The 17,269-nt window shown below is 64.1% G+C and carries 16 protein-coding genes; 3 read left to right on the forward strand and 13 right to left on the reverse strand.

All coding sequences use genetic code 11. The annotated features are described in order from the left end of the window. Positions 1-55 precede the first annotated feature (55 nt). The 3 genes from rpoD to rpsU form a co-directional block, all read right to left on the reverse strand. On the reverse strand, positions 56-1,903 hold the full coding sequence (gene rpoD, locus IB229_RS12325; protein WP_192329037.1) for an RNA polymerase sigma factor RpoD: 1,848 nt from the start codon (positions 1,901-1,903) through the stop codon (positions 56-58). Positions 1,904-1,970: 67 nt separating this feature from the next. Next, positions 1,971-3,926 carry a DNA primase gene (gene dnaG, locus IB229_RS12330; protein ID WP_192329039.1) on the reverse strand — a complete coding sequence of 652 codons (1,956 nt, stop codon included), beginning with the start codon at positions 3,924-3,926 and terminating at the stop codon, positions 1,971-1,973. A gap of 151 nt (positions 3,927-4,077) precedes the next feature. Beyond that, entirely contained in the window at positions 4,078-4,293 is a 216-nt protein-coding gene (gene rpsU / locus IB229_RS12335; RefSeq protein WP_021702507.1) for a 30S ribosomal protein S21, read from the reverse strand. Positions 4,294-4,495: 202 nt separating this feature from the next. Here rpsU and tsaD point away from each other — a divergent pair, with 202 nt between their 5' ends. Continuing rightward, positions 4,496-5,521 carry a tRNA (adenosine(37)-N6)-threonylcarbamoyltransferase complex transferase subunit TsaD gene (tsaD, locus tag IB229_RS12340; RefSeq protein ID WP_192329041.1) on the forward strand — a complete coding sequence of 342 codons (1,026 nt, stop codon included), beginning with the start codon at positions 4,496-4,498 and terminating at the stop codon, positions 5,519-5,521. A gap of 20 nt (positions 5,522-5,541) precedes the next feature. Here the strand turns inward: tsaD and plsY are convergent, their stop codons facing one another. Next, positions 5,542-6,111, reverse strand: a complete 570-nt coding sequence (plsY, locus tag IB229_RS12345; RefSeq protein ID WP_192329043.1) for a glycerol-3-phosphate 1-O-acyltransferase PlsY — start codon at positions 6,109-6,111, stop codon at positions 5,542-5,544. Between the two features lie 76 nt (positions 6,112-6,187). Here plsY and folB point away from each other — a divergent pair, with 76 nt between their 5' ends. Together folB and folK are read left to right on the forward strand one after the other, a co-directional pair. Further along, the gene (gene folB, locus IB229_RS12350) at positions 6,188-6,541 is read left to right on the forward strand and encodes a dihydroneopterin aldolase (protein WP_192329044.1); all 354 of its coding nucleotides are present in this window, start codon (positions 6,188-6,190) and stop codon (positions 6,539-6,541) included. Next, positions 6,538-7,068, forward strand: coding sequence for a 2-amino-4-hydroxy-6-hydroxymethyldihydropteridine diphosphokinase (gene folK, locus IB229_RS12355; protein ID WP_192329047.1), 531 nt, complete (start codon positions 6,538-6,540; stop codon positions 7,066-7,068). The genes folB and folK overlap by 4 nt, the downstream gene beginning before the upstream one ends. 169 nt (positions 7,069-7,237) lie before the next feature. Here folK and IB229_RS12360 read toward each other — a convergent pair whose 3' ends face one another. From IB229_RS12360 to pdxA, 9 genes are all read right to left on the reverse strand, one after another. After that, positions 7,238-8,470, reverse strand: coding sequence for a multifunctional CCA addition/repair protein (locus IB229_RS12360; protein WP_192329049.1), 1,233 nt, complete (start codon positions 8,468-8,470; stop codon positions 7,238-7,240). 128 nt (positions 8,471-8,598) lie between these two features. Continuing rightward, a complete protein-coding gene (locus IB229_RS12365) occupies positions 8,599-10,164 on the reverse strand; it encodes a SpoVR family protein (protein WP_192329051.1) in 1,566 nt (521 codons plus the stop codon). 10 nt (positions 10,165-10,174) lie between these two features. Beyond that, a complete protein-coding gene (locus IB229_RS12370; protein ID WP_192329053.1) occupies positions 10,175-11,446 on the reverse strand; it encodes a YeaH/YhbH family protein in 1,272 nt (423 codons plus the stop codon). Positions 11,447-11,547: 101 nt separating this feature from the next. After that, entirely contained in the window at positions 11,548-13,470 is a 1,923-nt protein-coding gene (locus IB229_RS12375) for a PrkA family serine protein kinase (RefSeq protein ID WP_192329055.1), read from the reverse strand. A 274-nt stretch (positions 13,471-13,744) separates the two neighbouring features. Beyond that, positions 13,745-14,074, reverse strand: a complete 330-nt coding sequence (gene glpE, locus IB229_RS12380) for a thiosulfate sulfurtransferase GlpE (protein WP_192329057.1) — start codon at positions 14,072-14,074, stop codon at positions 13,745-13,747. Then, positions 14,071-14,895, reverse strand: coding sequence for a symmetrical bis(5'-nucleosyl)-tetraphosphatase (locus tag IB229_RS12385; protein WP_192329059.1), 825 nt, complete (start codon positions 14,893-14,895; stop codon positions 14,071-14,073). Before IB229_RS12385 ends, glpE begins: the two co-directional genes overlap by 4 nt. Next, entirely contained in the window at positions 14,895-15,275 is a 381-nt protein-coding gene (apaG, locus tag IB229_RS12390) for a Co2+/Mg2+ efflux protein ApaG (protein ID WP_192329061.1), read from the reverse strand. Before apaG ends, IB229_RS12385 begins: the two co-directional genes overlap by 1 nt. Before the next feature lie 30 nt (positions 15,276-15,305). Next, entirely contained in the window at positions 15,306-16,121 is an 816-nt protein-coding gene (gene rsmA, locus IB229_RS12395; protein ID WP_192329063.1) for a 16S rRNA (adenine(1518)-N(6)/adenine(1519)-N(6))-dimethyltransferase RsmA, read from the reverse strand. A gap of 83 nt (positions 16,122-16,204) precedes the next feature. Next, positions 16,205-17,200, reverse strand: coding sequence for a 4-hydroxythreonine-4-phosphate dehydrogenase PdxA (gene pdxA, locus IB229_RS12400; RefSeq protein WP_192329065.1), 996 nt, complete (start codon positions 17,198-17,200; stop codon positions 16,205-16,207). Positions 17,201-17,269 lie beyond the last annotated feature (69 nt).

Raw genomic sequence — 17,269 nt, forward strand, 5'->3', positions numbered from 1 at the left:
GCGCGAAGAGCCCTTATAAACAAAACCCCCGGCTTGCGGCCGGGGGTTCGTTGGATCACTCGTCGAGGAATGAGCGCAGATGCTCGCTCCGCGTCGGGTGGCGCAGCTTGCGCAGCGCCTTGGCTTCGATCTGACGGATACGTTCGCGGGTTACATCGAACTGCTTGCCGACTTCCTCGAGGGTGTGGTCGGTATTCATGTCGATGCCGAAACGCATGCGCAGGACCTTGGCTTCACGGGCAGTGAGGCCGGCCAGGACTTCGCGCGTGGCTTCCTTGAGGCTTTCCACCGTGGCTACGTCGATCGGGGACTGCATGGTGCTGTCCTCGATGAAGTCGCCCAGGTGCGAGTCTTCGTCGTCGCCGATGGGGGTTTCCATGGAGATCGGCTCTTTGGCGATCTTCAATACCTTGCGGATCTTGTCCTCGGGCATTTCCATGCGCTCGCCCAGCTCTTCCGGAGTCGGCTCGCGGCCCATCTCCTGCAGCATCTGACGGGAGATGCGGTTGAGCTTGTTGATCGTCTCGATCATGTGCACCGGGATACGGATGGTCCGCGCCTGGTCGGCAATGGAGCGAGTGATCGCCTGGCGAATCCACCAGGTGGCGTAGGTCGAGAACTTGTAGCCGCGACGGTATTCGAACTTGTCCACCGCCTTCATCAGGCCGATGTTGCCTTCCTGGATCAGGTCGAGGAACTGCAGGCCACGGTTGGTGTACTTTTTGGCGATCGAGATCACCAGGCGCAGGTTCGCTTCAACCATCTCTTTCTTCGCGCGACGGGCCTTGGCCTCGCCGATCGACATGCGACGGTTGATGTCCTTGATCTCGGCGATGGTCAGGCTGGTATCGGCTTCCAGGGCGGCGAGCTTCTGCTGGCAACGCTGGATGTCCGGCAGCACGCCGCTGAGGGCTTCGGCGTACTTGGCCTTGCCCTTGGCCAGGCCGGCGGCCCAGGCTTCGTCGACTTCGTTGCCGGGGAACAGCTTGAGGAAGTCGGCACGCGGCATGCGCGCGTCACGCACGCACAGCTGCATGATTGCGCGTTCCTGGGCGCGCACTTGCTCCAGGGAGCCGCGAACACGCTCGACCAGCGCATCGAACTGCTTCGGAATCAGCTTGATCGGCATGAACAGCTCGGCCAGGGCGAGCAGTTCGGCGATGGCCTGTTTGCTGCTGCGGCCATGCTTCTTCAGTGCCTTGCGGGCTTTTTCCAGCTGATCGGAAACCGCGGTGAAGCGGCGCAGGGCCTCTTCCGGGTCCGGTCCGCCGTCACCTTCTTCTTCGTCTTCGCTGTCGCCGTCGGCCTCTTCCTCGTCTTCAGCCGCTTCGGCTGCAGGCGTGGCGGTCTTCAGGTCGACCGGTACTTCTTCGGCCGGCACGCTGCCGTCATCCGGGTCGATGTAGCCGCTGAGAACGTCGGACAGGCGACCACCTTCGGTGGTGACGCGCTGGTACTCGGCGAGAATGCTGTCGACGGTGCCCGGGAAGTGAGCGATGGCGCCCATGACTTCACGGATGCCTTCCTCGATGCGCTTGGCGATTTCGATTTCGCCTTCGCGGGTCAGCAGCTCCACGGTCCCCATTTCGCGCATGTACATGCGCACCGGGTCGGTGGTGCGGCCGATGTCGGTTTCCACTGCGGCCAGCGCCGCTGCAGCTTCTTCAGCGGCAGCTTCGTCGGTGTCGGCTTCGGCCAACAACAGGGCATCCGCATCCGGAGCACTCTCGAATACGTTGATCCCCATGTCATTGATCATGCGGATGATGTCTTCTACCTGCTCCGGATCTGAAATATCCTCGGGCAGGTGGTCGTTGACCTCCGCGTAAGTCAGGTAACCCTGCTCACGACCGCGGGCGATCAACTCTTTCAAACGAGACTGCTGTTGCGCTTTTCCGGACATAACACCCTATCCACTGAAGGTCTTGGCGGGCAAAAAACAAGCCGAGGATTATACCCGGTTCCGGGCCTCAGGCGCCAGTTGAGGTGGGAGAGACGGGCGAGGTATTGCGATTTAGCAGGTTTCGCAGCTGCTCTTTTTCCTCTGCGCTGAGTTCACTCTGGCGGGCTTTGCGCAGCAACTGCTCAAGGCTGCGCTCGCGTTGGCGGGCTACAAGGCTAGTTATAGTGTCGAAAAACTGTTGTTCAAGGTTGTCGGCCGAAATCAGCCATTCCTTTTCCGCCAGGGCCTTGAGCAGGCGGCCCTGCTCGGTGCCGTGCCAGCGCGCGATCAGTTGCAGCGAGCGCATCCCCGGATTCTTCTGCAGGGCGCCAAGCAGGGCGACCAGCAGTTGGGCGTAGGTGTCGTCTTCGGCGGCGAAGTGGCTGACGTCCTCGACCTTCTGCGCCAGCGTCGGGTGGTGCAGGAGTGTGCGCAGCGCGGTCAGTGTGGGGGATTCGACGCTCACCGGCTTGCGTGGTGTGCGCGGCTGGCCGTCGCGCTTGCCGTTCTTGTCCTTGCTCCAGCCCTTGCCGTCGCCTTTCTTCCACGGCTTCTTGTCGAAGGGCTCGGCGGCGGGCGGCTCGATATGGTTGGCGTAGTCGGCGACATCGCCGTAGTCGGGCTGGGCATCGTAGTAGCTGTCGTTGCCATAGTCGCCGGTTTCGGCGGCGGGCGTCGGTGCGCTGCGCGCCATGTTGCCCAGGGTTTCGCTGTTCAGGCCGGTGATCTCGCCGAGGCGCTGGCGCATCAGGGCGCCGAGGTTGGCGCCAGGGATCTTGTCGATCAGCGGTGCGGCCAGGGTGGCGAGGTGCGCCTTGCCTTCCAGGGAGCGCGGGTCGGCCTCTTCGCAGAGTTGCTGGAAGAAGTAGTCGGCCAGCGGTTGGGCGTGCTGGTTGATGCGTGCGCGAAAGGCGTCGGTGCCCTCGGCGCGCACCAGGCTGTCCGGGTCCTCGCCCTCGGGCAGGAACAGGAAGCGCGCGCGGCGGCCATCCTGCAGGCTCGGCAGCGTCGACTCCAGTGCACGCCAGGCGGCCTTGCGCCCGGCGGCGTCGCCGTCGAAGCAGAACAGCACGCTGGGCACCAGACGGAACAGGCGCTTGAGGTGTTCCTCGCTGGTGGCCGTGCCGAGGGTCGCCACAGCATTGCGCAGGCCTTGCTGGGCCAGAGCGATGACGTCCATGTAGCCTTCGACCACCATGATTTCATCGAGATCACGGTTGCTCTTGCGTGCTTCGTACAGTCCGTAGAGTTCCTGGCCTTTATGGAAGACCGGTGTTTCCGGCGAGTTCAGGTACTTCGGCTTGTCGTCTCCGAGGACGCGGCCGCCGAAGGCGATGACCCGGCCGCGGCTGTCGCGGATCGGGAACATCACGCGGTCGCGGAAGCGGTCGTAGCGCTTGCCGCTCTCGGCGTTCTCGATCAGCAGGCCCGCGTCGATCATTGCCTTCTGCTGCAGGGTGTCGCCGCCGAAATGCTTGAACAGGTTGTCCCAGCCGGGCGGGGCGAAGCCCAGGCCGAAGTCACGGGCGATCTCGCCGGACAGGCCGCGGCCCTTGAGGTAGTCCACCGCGGCCTTGCGTGTCGGGTGGCTCTTCAGGGCCTGGCGGTAGTAGTCGCTGGCTGCGGTGAGCAGCGGATAGAGCGGCGAGTCGGTCGGTTGCCGTGGCTTGCCGCGGCCGCCTTCCTCGCGCGGGATGTCCATGCCGGCGCGCTTGGCCAGCTCCTCGACGGCCTGGGGGAAGTCCAGGTTGTCGTGGTCCATGATGAAGCCAAGTGCGTTGCCGCCGGCGCCGCAGCCGAAGCAGTAGTAGAACTGCTTGTCCGGGCTGACGCTGAACGAGGGCGTCTTCTCGTTGTGAAACGGGCAGCAGGCCGTGTAGTTCTTGCCCGCCTTCTTCATCTGGATGCGCGAACTCACCACTTCGACAATGTCGGTGCGGTTGAGCAGGTCGTCGATGAAGGATTGCGGAATCAGGCCGGCCATGGACTCGTCAGCGTGCGGTTAGCGAAGCGGGAGCATAAACGAAAAAACTCCGATCATTCGCGGTGCGCGAAAGCGGAGTTACAGGCTCTGAAAATGCAAAGCCCGGCGTGAGCCGGGCTAAGCGGAAACCTCTGCGGCGTGACTGACTAACTCAGTACAGGCGCTCGCGGCGGCGCTGTTCGCGCTGCACTTTCTTGGCATGACGCTTAACAGCGGCTGCTGCTTTGCGCTTGCGCTCGGTAGTGGGCTTCTCATAGAACTCGCGGCTGCGCACTTCGGCCAATACACCGGCCTTTTCGCAGGAGCGCTTGAAGCGACGCAGAGCTACGTCGAAGGGTTCGTTCTCTTTAACTTTGACGGCTGGCATCCAGGTCGTACCTTCACTGTTTTACCGAATGGACGACGCGATCCGGCAAGGGCACGGGAATACGTCGGTTTTCAAGGGCTGCGGATATTAACGCCAAGTGCCGCAGAATGCAAAGCCTCTGATCGAAAAGCACTGGTCGGCCCGCGGGGTGGCGATTATTATGCGCGCCTTCGAATTTCCCCCGTTCTAAAGGCGCGAACCCATGCTGGTGCTGGGCTTGGAAACCTCCTGCGATGAAACCGGTGTCGCGCTCTACGACAGCGAGCGCGGCCTGCTGGCCGATGCACTGTTCAGTCAGATCGAGCAACATCGCGTGTTCGGCGGCGTGGTGCCGGAGCTGGCCTCGCGAGACCACGTCAAACGCATGCTGCCGCTGATTCGCGAGGTGCTCGACCAGGCCCAGGTTGCCCCGGCGCAGATCGAGGGCATCGCCTATACCGCGGGTCCTGGCCTGGTCGGTGCGTTGCTGGTCGGCGCTTCCTGCGCCCAGGCGCTGGCGTTCGCCTGGGGCATTCCGGCGCTCGGTGTGCACCATATGGAAGGCCACCTGCTGGCGCCGATGCTGGAAGAACAGCCGCCGGCGTTCCCGTTCGTCGCTTTGTTGGTTTCCGGTGGGCATACCCAGCTGGTTCGCGTCGATGGCATTGGCCGTTATCAGCTGCTCGGCGAGTCCCTGGACGATGCCGCCGGCGAGGCATTCGACAAGACCGCCAAGCTGATGGGCCTGCCGTATCCCGGCGGCCCCGAGATCGCCCGCCTGGCCGAGCTCGGCACGCCGGGGCGCTTCACCTTTCCGCGGCCGATGACTGATCGCCCCGGGCTGGATTTCAGCTTCAGCGGCCTGAAGACCTTCACCCTCAATACCTGGACGCAGTGCCGCGACGCCGGCGATGCCAGCGAGCAGACCCGCGCCGATGTCGCGCTGGCGTTTCAGCAGGCGGTGGTCGAGACGCTGACCATCAAGTGCCGCCGTGCGTTGAAGCAGACCGGGCTGAACAGCCTGGTGATCGCCGGTGGCGTCAGCGCCAACCAGTCGCTGCGCCAGTCGCTGGAGAAGATGCTTGGCGAGTTCAAGGGCCGGGTGTTCTACGCACGGCCGCGCTTCTGCACCGACAACGGCGCGATGATCGCCTACGCCGGTTGCCAGCGCCTGCTGGCCGGGCAGCATGATGGCCCGTCGATCGGAGTCCAGGCGCGCTGGCCGATGGAGCAGTTGCCGGCCGTATGAGGTCGGCTCAGCTTGAGCATTCAGAAATGCCGTTCGCGCCCGGCGAACAGGTCGCGTAAATTGCCCCGATGACGCCAGACGATCAGCCCGGTGAGCACGCACATCGGCAGCAGCGCCTCCGGTTGCTGCCAGGCCAGCAGTGGCAGGGTCAGCGGCGTGGCGATCAGCGAGGCGAGCGAGCTGGTGCGGGTGAGCAGAAAGGTCAGTGCCCAGGCCGCAACGGCGAGCAACGCGGCCGGCGGATAGACGCCGAGCAACATGCCGGCGGCGGTGGCGACACCCTTGCCACCCTGGAAGCGGAAGTACAGCGGATACAGGTGACCGATCACCGCAGCCAGGCCGATCCAGGCCTGCTGCTGAATGCCGAAGCCGAGCAGGCTGGCGATCAGGATCGGCAGCAGGCCCTTGAACAGGTCGCCGAGCAGGGTAAGGATGGCGAGCTTCTTGCCGGCCACCCGCAGCATGTTGGTGGCGCCGGGATTGCCCGAGCCACTGGCGCGCGGGTCCGGTCCGCCGCTCAGGCGACTGAGCAGGATGGCGAAGGACAGCGAGCCAAGCAGGTAGGCGAGCAGGACCAGCAGCCAGAACATGGTGTCCATTCCGGGGCGAGGGAGCCCCGATTCTAGCGGCGGGAGCCACTCCTTGTCGTGTTGTGGAGAAACGAGTGTGGACAAAGTCTTCATCGAGGGTCTGGAAGTCGACACGCTGATCGGCGCGTACGACTGGGAGCGCGGCATTCGCCAGTGCCTGCGCCTGGACCTGACATTCGCCTGGGATATCCAGCCCGCCGCCGCGGGAGATGACCTGCAGCTGGCGCTGGATTACGCCGCGGTGCACACCCACGTGCAGGCCTTCGCCGCTGCCGCGCAATTTCAGTTGGTGGAGACGTTCGCCGAGCGCCTGGCGCAGAGCCTGCTGGAGCAGTTCGGCATGCCCTGGCTGCGTCTCAAGGCGACCAAACCCGGCGCCAACCCGGCCGCTCGTGCCGTGGGTGTGGAAATCGAGCGCAGTCGCCCATGATCCCGATATTCCTTGGCCTCGGTAGCAACATCGACCGCGAGCAGCACCTGCAGGCCGGTCTGGATGCCCTGGCCGGCTTCCTTCACGACCTGCAGTGCTCGCCGGTTTTCGAGAGCCAGCCGGTGGGCATCAAGAGCGGGCCGTTCTTCAACCTGGTGGTGCGCGCGTACACCGACCTGCCGCTGACCGAACTGGACCGTCGCCTCAAGTTCATCGAGGCCGACAATGGCCGCTACGCGCCGAACCGCAAGGGCCTGCCGCTGGATATCGATGTGCTGCTGTATGGCGAGCTGGCCGGCAACTTCGATGGCCTGGTGTTGCCGCGGGCGGAAATCCTCAGGAATGCCTTCGTGCTCTGGCCGCTTGCGCTGCTCGCGCCGCAGGTGCAACACCCGGAGGCAGGCACGTCCATGGCCGAGCTGTGGCGTGAGACGACGATCGACCAACAGCTCTGGCCGGTCAGCTTTCAGTGGTGGGGTGTCGAGCTGACGCCGGCCGAGTTGATTCGGGCCTATCCCGCCCCTTAGGGCGAGCATCTTGCGCGGTGGTGCTGGTAGGCATGGTGCATGCACCCTGTGCAGGGCTGCGTAGGGTTGATCACGCTTTACCGATCCACCGGGTGGGCTTTTGGCGGATGAATAGAGTGCCATCCGCCCTGCGTTTGACGGCACTACCGTGTAACAGGCATGGGTTTCGTTACGTGGATTGCGCGCCTTCCTTGTACGCCTTCAAGGCATTCAGTCGCTCGCGCTTGAGCGCTTCGCCCAGCTCCGCGCCCTGCAATCCCTTCTCCAGCAGCGGCTGTACCGTCACCGCGCGCGCGGCCTGCATGGCGCCGCGCAGGTAGTCCGCCTGCGGGTATTCGCGGTCCTCGAAGCCGAGGCGGCCGCGGGCGTCCATCTCGCAGGCGGCGATGAACTCCTCGAAGCGCTGCGGGCGGCGATAGACGTCGAAGCTCTGCAGCAGCTCCAGCAGGGTCGAGGCTTTCAGTTCCAGAGCTCGGTGGCCATGGGTGTGGTACTCGCCGACCAGCAGCGCCAGCTCCTGACAATCCTTCGGCGCCTTGCAGCGTACGTTGACTGCGCGGATCAGTTTCAGGCCGCGCGCTTCATGGGCAATATGCCGCGGCCACTCGGCTTCCGGCGTGGTGCCCTTGCCCAGGTCGTGCAGCAGGCAAGCCCAGCGCACCGTCAGCGGTTGTGCCGCTTGCGCGCATTGCTGCAGCACCATCTGCATGTGCACGCCGGTATCGACTTCGGGGTGGTGAGTGGCGGTCTGCGGTACGCCGAACAGCGCGTCCACTTCCGGCAACAGTTCGGCCAGTGCGCCGCAGTCGCGCAGCACCTGGATGAAAACGTCCGGTCGCGGCTCCATCAGGGCGCGCGAGATTTCCTTCCAGCTGCGTTCGGCGGTGAGCGCCTTGAGTTCGCCGGACTCGGCCAGCTGGCGCATCAGGGCCAGGGTTTCGTCGGCGACACGAAAGCCCAGGGGCGCATAGCGCGCCGCGAAGCGTGCCACGCGCAATACGCGCAACGGGTCTTCGGCGAAGGCGGGTGAGACGTGGCGCAGCAGGCGCGCGTCGAGGTCCTGTTGCCCGCCGTAGGGGTCGATGACCTGGCCGTGCTCGTCCTCGGCCATGGCGTTGACGGTCAGGTCGCGGCGGATCAGGTCGTCTTCGAGGGTCACGTCCGGACTGGCGTAGAAGGTGAAACCGCCATAGCCCTGGCCGGATTTTCGCTCGGTGCGGGCAAGGGCGTACTCCTCGCCGCTCTGCGGGTGTAGGAATACCGGGAAGTCTTCGCCCACCGGGCGGAAGCCCTTGGCCTGCATGGCTTCGGCGGTGGCGCCGACGACGACCCAGTCGATGTCGCTGACCGGCAGGCCGAGCAGGCGGTCGCGCACAGCGCCGCCGACTTTGTAGATCTGCATGAATGAACCCTCCGTTGTCGCGGAGGATAAGCGAAAACGCCCGTGGGCGGGCTGTGTAGGCGTGAGCGCTGCTGGCGCAGCGTGTGGGTTGAGTGCGTTGCAAGCTAGCTTGCGCCTACGGTTCCGAATCAGATCGGCGGGATCACCAGGTCCAGTCGCGGGTACTCGTTTTCCGTGTCCTGCTCGCCCCGCGGCGGCACGTGCTGCACGCTGATGGTCTGCTCGCCCTGGCGCACTTCCAGGTGGATGTCGAAGCCCCACAGGCGGTGCAGGTGCTTGAGCACCTCGTCGGTGGAGTCGCCCAGCGGTTTGCGGTCGTGCTGCTGGTGGCGCAGGGTCAGCGAGCGGTCGCCGCGGCGGTCGACACTGAAGATCTGCACGTTGGGTTCACGGTTGCCGAGGTTGTACTGCGCGGCCAGGGTCTCACGGATGATGCGGTAACCGGGCTCGTCGTGGATCGCCGGGACCAGCAGATCGTCCTGCTGGTCGTCGTCGAGCACGCTGAACAACTTGAGGTCGCGGATCACCTTGGGCGAGAGGAACTGCAGGATGAAGCTCTCGTCCTTGAAGTTCTGCATGGCGAACTTGAGCGTCGACAGCCAATCACTGCCGACGATATCGGGGAACCAGTGGCGGTCTTCCTCGGTGGGTTTTTCGCAGATGCGGCGGATGTCGCAATAGATGGCGAAGCCCAGTGTGTAGGGGTTGATACCGCTGTAGTACGGGCTATCGAAGCCGGGCTGGTAGATCACGCTGGTGTGCGACTGGAGGAATTCGAGCATGAAACCGTCGGTGATCAGGCCCTCGTCGTACAAGTCGTTCATCAGGGTGTAGTGCCAGAAGGTCGCCCAGCCTTCGTTCATCACCTGGGTCTGGCGCTGCGGGTAGAAGTACTGGGCGATCTTGCGCACGATGCGGATGATCTCGCGCTGCCAGGGCTCAAGCAGCGGCGCGTGCTTCTCGAGAAAATACAGGATGTTTTCCTGAGGCTCGGCGGGCCAGCGCTTGTTGTCCTGCTCGCCCCCCTTGCTGGCGTTCTTCGGGATGGTGCGCCAGAGGTCGTTGATCTGCTTCTGCAGGTGCTCCTCGCGGTCCTTCTGCCGACGCCGTTCCTCCTCGGCTGAGATCGGGTAGGGGCGCTTGTAGCGGTCGACGCCGTAGTTCATCAGGGCGTGGCAGGAATCGAGCAGGTCCTCCACCGCGTCGATGCCGTGGCGCTCCTCGCACTGCATGATGTACTGCTTGGCGAACACCAGGTAATCGATGATCGAGCTGGCGTCGGTCCAGGTGCGGAACAGGTAGTTGCCCTTGAAGAAGCTGTTGTGACCGTAGCAGGCGTGGGCGATCACCAGTGCCTGCATGCACATGGTGTTCTCTTCCATCAGGTAGGCGATGCACGGGTCGGAGTTGATCACGATCTCGTAGGCCAGCCCCATCTGCCCGCGGCTGTAGTTCTTCTCGGTGCTGAGGAAGTGTTTGCCATAGGACCAGTGGTGATAGCCCAGCGGCATACCGACCGAGGCGTAGGCATCCATCATCTGTTCGGCGGTTATCACCTCGATCTGGTTGGGGTAGGTGTCGAGCGCATAGCGTTCGGCGATGCGCGCGATCTCGCGGTCGTAGCTGCGGATCAGCTCGAAGGTCCATTCCGAGCCGGTGGAAATCGGCTGACGTTTTCTCTCGGTGGCGCTCATCTGCATGCCCTCAATTCACGAGCCGGCGCTGGAACAGCTCGCGGAACACCGGGTAGATGTCCGCCGCGGAAACCAGCTGCTGCTGGGCGAAGGTGTCGGCATAGGCTTCGCCGACCTGCTCGTACTCGAACCAGAGTGCCTGGTGCTCGCGCGGGGTGATCTCGACATAGGTGAAGTACTGCACGAACGGCATGATCTGGTTGACCAGGATGTCGCGGCAGATCGGCGAGTCGTCGTTCCAGTTGTCACCGTCCGAAGCCTGGGCGGCGTAGATGTTCCATTCGTTGATCGGGTAGCGCTCGGCCATCACTTCCTGCATCAGCTTCAGGGCGCTGGAGACGATGGTGCCGCCGGTCTCGCGGGAGTAGAAGAACTCTTCCTCGTCGACCTCCTTGGCGCTGGTGTGGTGGCGGATGAACACCACCTCGATCTTGTCGTAGTTCCGCTTGAGGAACAGGTACAGGAGGATGAAGAAGCGCTTGGCGATGTCCTTGGTGGCCTGGGTCATCGAGCCGGACACGTCCATCAGGCAGAACATCACTGCCTTGGAGCTGGGATTGGGCTGCTTGGTCAGCAGGTTGTACTTGAGGTCGAAGGTGTCGAGGAACGGCACGCGGTTGATGCGGATGCGCAGTTTGCTGATTTCCGCTTCCAACTCCTGGATATCGCCGAAGTTGTCCGGCTCTTCGCGCTTGAGGCGTTCGAGTTCGATCAGCGCCAGCTTGAGTTTGCCGCGGCTGCTGCCGGACAGCGCGATACGCCGCGCGTGGGCCGAGCGCAGGGTGCGAATGATGTTGATGCGTGACGGGTTGCCTTCGCTGCTGATGCCGGCGCGCACGGTCTTGAAGGTGTCGCTGCCGGTCAGGTGGCGTTTCACCAGGTTGGGCAGTTCCAGATCCTCGAACATGAAGTCGAGGAATTCCTCCTGGGTGATCTGGAAGACGAACTCGTCCATGCCTTCGCCGGAGTTGCTCGCCTTGCCGCTGCCCTTGCCACCGCTACCACCCTGGGGGCGCGGGATGTGCTCGCCGCTGGTGAATTCCTTGTTGCCGGGGTGGACCACCGTCTGCTTGCCGCCACGGCCGTGGTGCAGCACCGGTTCGTCGATATCCCGGCCGGGAATGCTGATCTGCTCGCCGTGTTCCATGTCGGTGATGGAGCGCCGGCTGACCGCCTCTTCCACGGCCTTCTTGATGTGGTCACGGTAACGCCGCAGGAAGCGCTGGCGGTTCACCGTGCTCTTGTTCTTGCCGTTCAGGCGTCGGTCGATCACATAGCTCATGACTTCTCCTTAGAGTCGCCCCCTGGCTGCAGCTCCAGGGGACGGCTCATGGCACGCACGTCCCCGCGGACGTGCGGCGGCCGGCGCGCGCCGACGGCGGGTTACTGCGACTTGCGAACCCGCAGGTACCACTCGGACAGCAGGCGCACCTGCTTCTCGGTGTAGCCACGCTCGACCATTCGAGTGACGAAGTCGTTGTGTTTCTGTTGGTCCTCCTTGCTCGCCTTGGCGTTGAAGCTGATGACCGGCAGCAGGTCCTCGGTATTGGAGAACATCTTCTTCTCGATCACCACGCGCAGCTTCTCGTAGCTGAGCCAGGTCGGGTTCTTGCCGTTGTTGTTGGCGCGGGCACGCAGGACGAAGTTGACGATCTCGTTGCGAAAATCCTTCGGGTTGCTGATCCCGGCTGGCTTCTCGATCTTCTCCAGCTCCTCGTTGAGGGCGACGCGGTTGAGGATTTCGCCGGTTTCCGGGTCGCGGTATTCCTGGTCCTGGATCCAGAAGTCGGCGTACAGCACGTAGCGGTCGAAGATGTTCTGTCCGTACTCGCTGTAGGACTCCAGGTAGGCGGTCTGGATTTCCTTGCCGATGAACTCGATGTAGCGCGGTGCCAGGTATTCCTTGATGAAGCGCAGGTAGCGCTCACGTACCTCGGCGGGGAACTGTTCCTGTTCGATCTGCTGCTCCAGCACGTAGAGCAGGTGCACCGGGTTGGCGGCGATCTCGTGCGGGTCGAAGTTGAACACCTTGGACAGGATCTTGAAGGCGAAGCGGGTCGACAGGCCGGTCATGCCCTCGTCCACGCCCGCGCTGTCGCGGTACTCCTGAATCGATTTGGCTTTGGGATCGGTGTCCTTGAGGTTCTCGCCGTCGTAGACGCGCATCTTCGAGTAGATGTTGGAGTTTTCCGGCTCCTTCAGGCGCGACAGGGTGGAAAACTGGGCGAGCATCTTCAGGGTGTCCGGCGCGCAGTGGGCATTGGCCAGGGAGCTGTTGATCAGCAGCTTGTCGTAGATCTTGATCTCGTCGGTCACGCGCAGGCAGTACGGCACCTTGACGATGTAGATGCGGTCGATGAACGCCTCGTTGTTCTTGTTGTTGCGGAAGCTGTGCCATTCCGATTCGTTGGAGTGGGCGAGCAGGATGCCGCTGTAGGGAATCGCGCCGAGGCCTTCGGTGCTGTTGTAGTTGCCTTCCTGGGTCGCGGTGAGCAAGGGGTGCAGGACCTTGATCGGTGCCTTGAACATCTCGACGAACTCCATCAGCCCCTGGTTGGCGCGGCACAGGGCGCCGGAGTAGCTGTAGGCGTCGGCGTCGTTCTGCGGGAATTCTTCCAGCTTGCGGATATCCACCTTGCCGACCAGCGCGGAGATGTCCTGGTTGTTCTCGTCACCCGGCTCGGTCTTGGCCACGGCGATCTGGTTGAGGATCGAGGGGTAGAGCTTGACCACGCGGAACTGACTGATGTCGCCGCCGAACTCGCTGAGGCGCTTGCTGGCCCAGGGCGACATGATGTTGTTGAGGTAGCGCAGCGGAATGCCGTAGTCCTCTTCGAGGATGGCGCCATCCTCGACGGCATTGAACAGGCCGAGCGGCGACTCGAAAACCGGCGAGCCCTTGATGGCGTAGAAGGGCACCTTCTCCATCAACTGTTTGAGTTTCTCCGCCAGCGAGGACTTGCCGCCGCCCACCGGGCCGAGAAGGTAGAGGATCTGCTTCTTCTCTTCCAGGCCCTGCGCCGCATGGCGGAAGTAGGAGACGATCTGGTCGATGCACTCTTCCATGCCGTGGAAGTCGGCAAAGGCCGGGTAGCGACGGATAACTTTATTGGAAAAGATCCGCGACAGGCGCGAGTTGCTCGACGTGTCGATGAGCTCCGGCTCGCCGATGGCCATCAGCAGGCGCTCGGCCGCCGTGGCATAGGCGCTGCGATCCGCCTTGCACAGGTCGAGGTACTCCTGAAGCGAGTACTCCTCCTGGCGGGTCGCTTCGAAGCGTTGCTGGAAGTGGCTGAAAATACTCATGACTGCACCTCGCTCGCTGCATGGAGCCGGCACGGGTCATTCGGGCGGGTGCGTGGGAGCCGACGTGGCGGCCGATGGAATCCCCCCAAGAACACCTGAAAGCGCTACCGATGGCCCGGAACCGGTGTGCCGGCTCTCCCTTTTGGATGGCCTCAACCTAAGAGTAGTCCGCTTTCGGCAAGTTCAAGGGCGTGGCAAGGGTGTCTGGATATTGCCGGTCGTCGGCAGATTGCTGAGGGGCAGGCGCGGCGCGGGATTGCGCCGCGGGGAATTTTTATTCGGTGTCGCCGCGGCTGACGTCCTGCGGAAACTCGCGGTGCCAGAGTTCGAAGCCACCGTCCAGGCTGTACACCTCGGCGAAGCCCTGGTGTGCCAGATAGGCCGCGGCGTTCTGGCTGGAGTTGCCGTGATAGCAGGTGACGATCAGCGGCTGGTCGAAGTCGGCCTTGGCGATGAAGTCGGGCAGCGAGTGGTTGTCCAGGTGCTGCGAGCCACTGATGTGGCCGTTGCTGAAACTCTGTGGGTCGCGGATGTCGACCACCACCGCGCCCTGTTCGCGCAGCGCGTGGGCTTGCTGGGGCGGGATGCGTTTAAAGTCGCTCATGGGGTGGGCTCCTGGCAGGCGCACTGCAGGCGCTCGCGGGTGTCGATGTTCATCAGGGTCATGGCGCCGCCCCAGACGCAGCCGCTGTCGAGGGCGAACAGGCCGGGTTCGTCGCAGCGCCCTTCGAGGGCGGCCCAGTGGCCGAAGATGATCTTCTGCCCACGGGTCTTGCGTTGCGGGTGGCTGAACCATGGTGCGTAGCCGGGCGGCGCGCTGTCCAGGCCTTCCTTGCTCTTCAGGTCGAGCTCGCCCTCGGCGGTGCAGAAGCGCATGCGCGTGAAGTAGTTGGTGATCACCCGCAGGCGCGTGACGCCGTGCAGCTCGCGATGCCACAGGGTTGGCTCGTTGCCGTACATGCCATCGAGAAACAGCGGCAGGCGGGCGTCGTCCTTGAGCACGGTTTCCACTTCGGCGGCGCGCTTGAGGGCTTTCTCCAGCGTCCACTGCGGTGGAATGCCGGCGTGCACCAGGGCGATGTCACGCTGCTCGTCGTAGTGCAGCAGCTTCTGCAGGCGCAGCCAGTCGAGCAGGTCGTTGCGGTCCGGCGCCTGGAGGATTTCCTGCAGGGTGTCGCTCTTTTTCAGGCGTTCGATGTTGTGTGCCACGGCTAGCAGGTGCAGGTCATGGTTGCCCAGCACGCAGGTCAGGGCGTCGCGGATCGAGAACAGGAAGCGCAGCGTCTCCAGCGATTGCGGGCCGCGATTGACCAGGTCGCCGACCAGCCACAGGCGGTCGCGGGCTGGATCGAACTCGACCTTGTCGAGCAGGCAGCGAAGCGGCTCGAGACAGCCCTGCAGGTCGCCTACGGCATACGTTGCCATCAGTGCAGGGCTCCCGGTACGGCGAGGCGGAACGGTGCGATGGGCGCGTCGAAGCGTTTGCCGTCGTCGCCGAGCATCTGGTAACTGCCGTGCATGTTGCCGACCTTGGTCGCCATCACCGTGCCGCTGCTGTAGGTGTGGCTTTCGCCGGGTTGCAGGTGGGGCTGCTGGCCAACCACGCCGGAGCCGCGCACTTCCTGTACCCGGCCGTCACCGTCGGTGATGATCCAGTGGCGGCTGACCAGCTTGGCCGCCACGCTGCCGTTGTTCTGCACGGTCACGGTGTAGGCGAAGGCATAGCGGTTCTGCTCCGGGTTGGATTGCTCCGGCAGAAAGCGGGTGACGACGCTGACGTCGACCTGATAGCGGGAATCGGACATGGCGTGGGCTCGGCAAGCTGGATGTGCAGTTTAGTCGCGCGGCTCGACCTTGGGCTGGATGGCCAGCTGATCGGCGAGGCGGACGAAGGCGGCGAGGTCGAGCTGTTCGGGGCGCAGGCTGCCATCCACGCCAGCGGCTTCGATTTCCGCCGCGCTGAGCAAGCCCTTGAGGGTGTTGCGCAGGGTCTTGCGGCGCTGGTTGAAGGCCTCGCGCACCACGCGTTCGAGCAGGCGATGGTCCTTGGCCGGGAACGGCAGCACGTCGTGCGGCGCCAGGCGGACGATGGCCGAGTCGACCTTGGGTGGCGGGTTGAAAGCGCCGGGGCCAACGTTGAACAGGTGCTCCACGCGGCAGTGGTACTGCACCATGATCGACAGCCGGCCCCAGTCACCACCGCCAGGCTCGGCGGCCAGGCGCTCGACCACTTCCTTCTGCAGCATAAAGTGCATGTCGCGGATCAGCGGGGCGTTATCCAGCAGGTGGAAGATCAGCGGCGTGGAGATGTTGTAGGGCAGGTTGCCGACCACGCGCAGGCTGTTGGGCGCGGCTTCGAGACGGTTGAAGTCGAATTTGAGCGCGTCGCCCTGGTTCAGGCGGAAGTTGCTCTGCTGGCCGAATTTGCTTTGCAGGATCGGGATCAGGTCGAGGTCGAGCTCGATCACGTCGAGCTGCGCACCGCTGCTCAGCAGGCCTTCGGTCAGGGCGCCCTGGCCCGGACCGATCTCCAGCAGGTGTTCGCCTTCGCGCGCATGAATGGCGCGCAGGATGCGGTGGATCACCCCAGCGTCATGCAGGAAGTTCTGGCCGAAGCGCTTGCGCGCGCGGTGTTGGTACGTCTCGGACATCAGGGCAAGGCTCCAGGCTTCAGGCGAGGGACCTGAAGCGCAAATACAAAGAGCGCGCAGTCTAGCAGCGAACGGCCGAAGCTCTAAGCGCCGCGGCTGGCGGCCATCTCGTAGGCGGTCTCCAGGGCGACCTGCAGGCTGCCGGTATCGACCTTGCCGCTACCGGCCAGATCGAGCGCCGTGCCGTGGTCGACCGAAGTGCGGATGATCGGCAGGCCGAGGGTGACATTGACCGCGGCGCCGAAGCCCTTGTACTTGAGCACCGGCAGGCCCTGGTCGTGGTACATGGCCAGGACGGCGTCGCAATGCTCGAGGTATTTGGGCGTGAACAGCGTGTCGGCCGGCAGCGGGCCGACCAGGTTCAGGCCTTCGCCGCGCAGCTGCTCCAGGGTGGGCTCGATCACGTCGATCTCTTCGTTACCCAGGTGGCCACCTTCGCCGGCATGCGGGTTGAGGCCCGTGACCAGAATACGTGGCGCGGCGATGCCGAACTTGTCCTGCAGGTCCGCATGCAGAATGCGCGCGATGCGGCTCAGGCGATCGGGTGTTATCGCGGCGGCCACATCCTTCAGCGGCAGGTGGGTGGTCACCAGCGCCACGCGCAGACCGCGGGTGGCGAGCATCATCACGACTTGAGGGGTGTGGGTGAGCTCGGCGAGGAACTCGGTGTGGCCGGAGAACGGAATCCCGGCCTCGTTGATTACGCCCTTGTGCACGGGGGCGGTGATCATCCCGGCGAAATCACCGGCGACGCAGCCTTCGCCGGCACGCATCAGGGTCTGCAGCACGTAGGCGGCGTTGGCCTGGTCGAGCTGGCCAGCGATGACCGGGGCCTGCAACGGGGTATCCCAGACGTACAGGCTGCCGGCGGGCGCTGGCTGCGTCGGCCAGCTGCCAGGCGCAACCTCGAGCAGGGTGACATCCAGTTGCAGCTGCTGTGCGCGCTCGGCCAGCAAGTGACGGCTGGCGATCGCGACCAGCGCGTGTGGCTGCGCATGCCGGGCGAGCAGCAGGCTGAGATCGGGGCCGATGCCTGCCGGCTCACCGGGAGTCAGGGCAAAAAGGGGGGCGGTGCGCATGGGAACCTCGCGGGAGCTGGGCGTGAAGAGAGTTTACGCCGAGGATACGGCTGGCGAAAAAAAGCCCGG

The sequence above is a fragment of the Pseudomonas sp. PDM14 genome, assembly GCF_014851905.1.
Taxonomy (GTDB): Bacteria; Pseudomonadota; Gammaproteobacteria; order Pseudomonadales; family Pseudomonadaceae; genus Aquipseudomonas.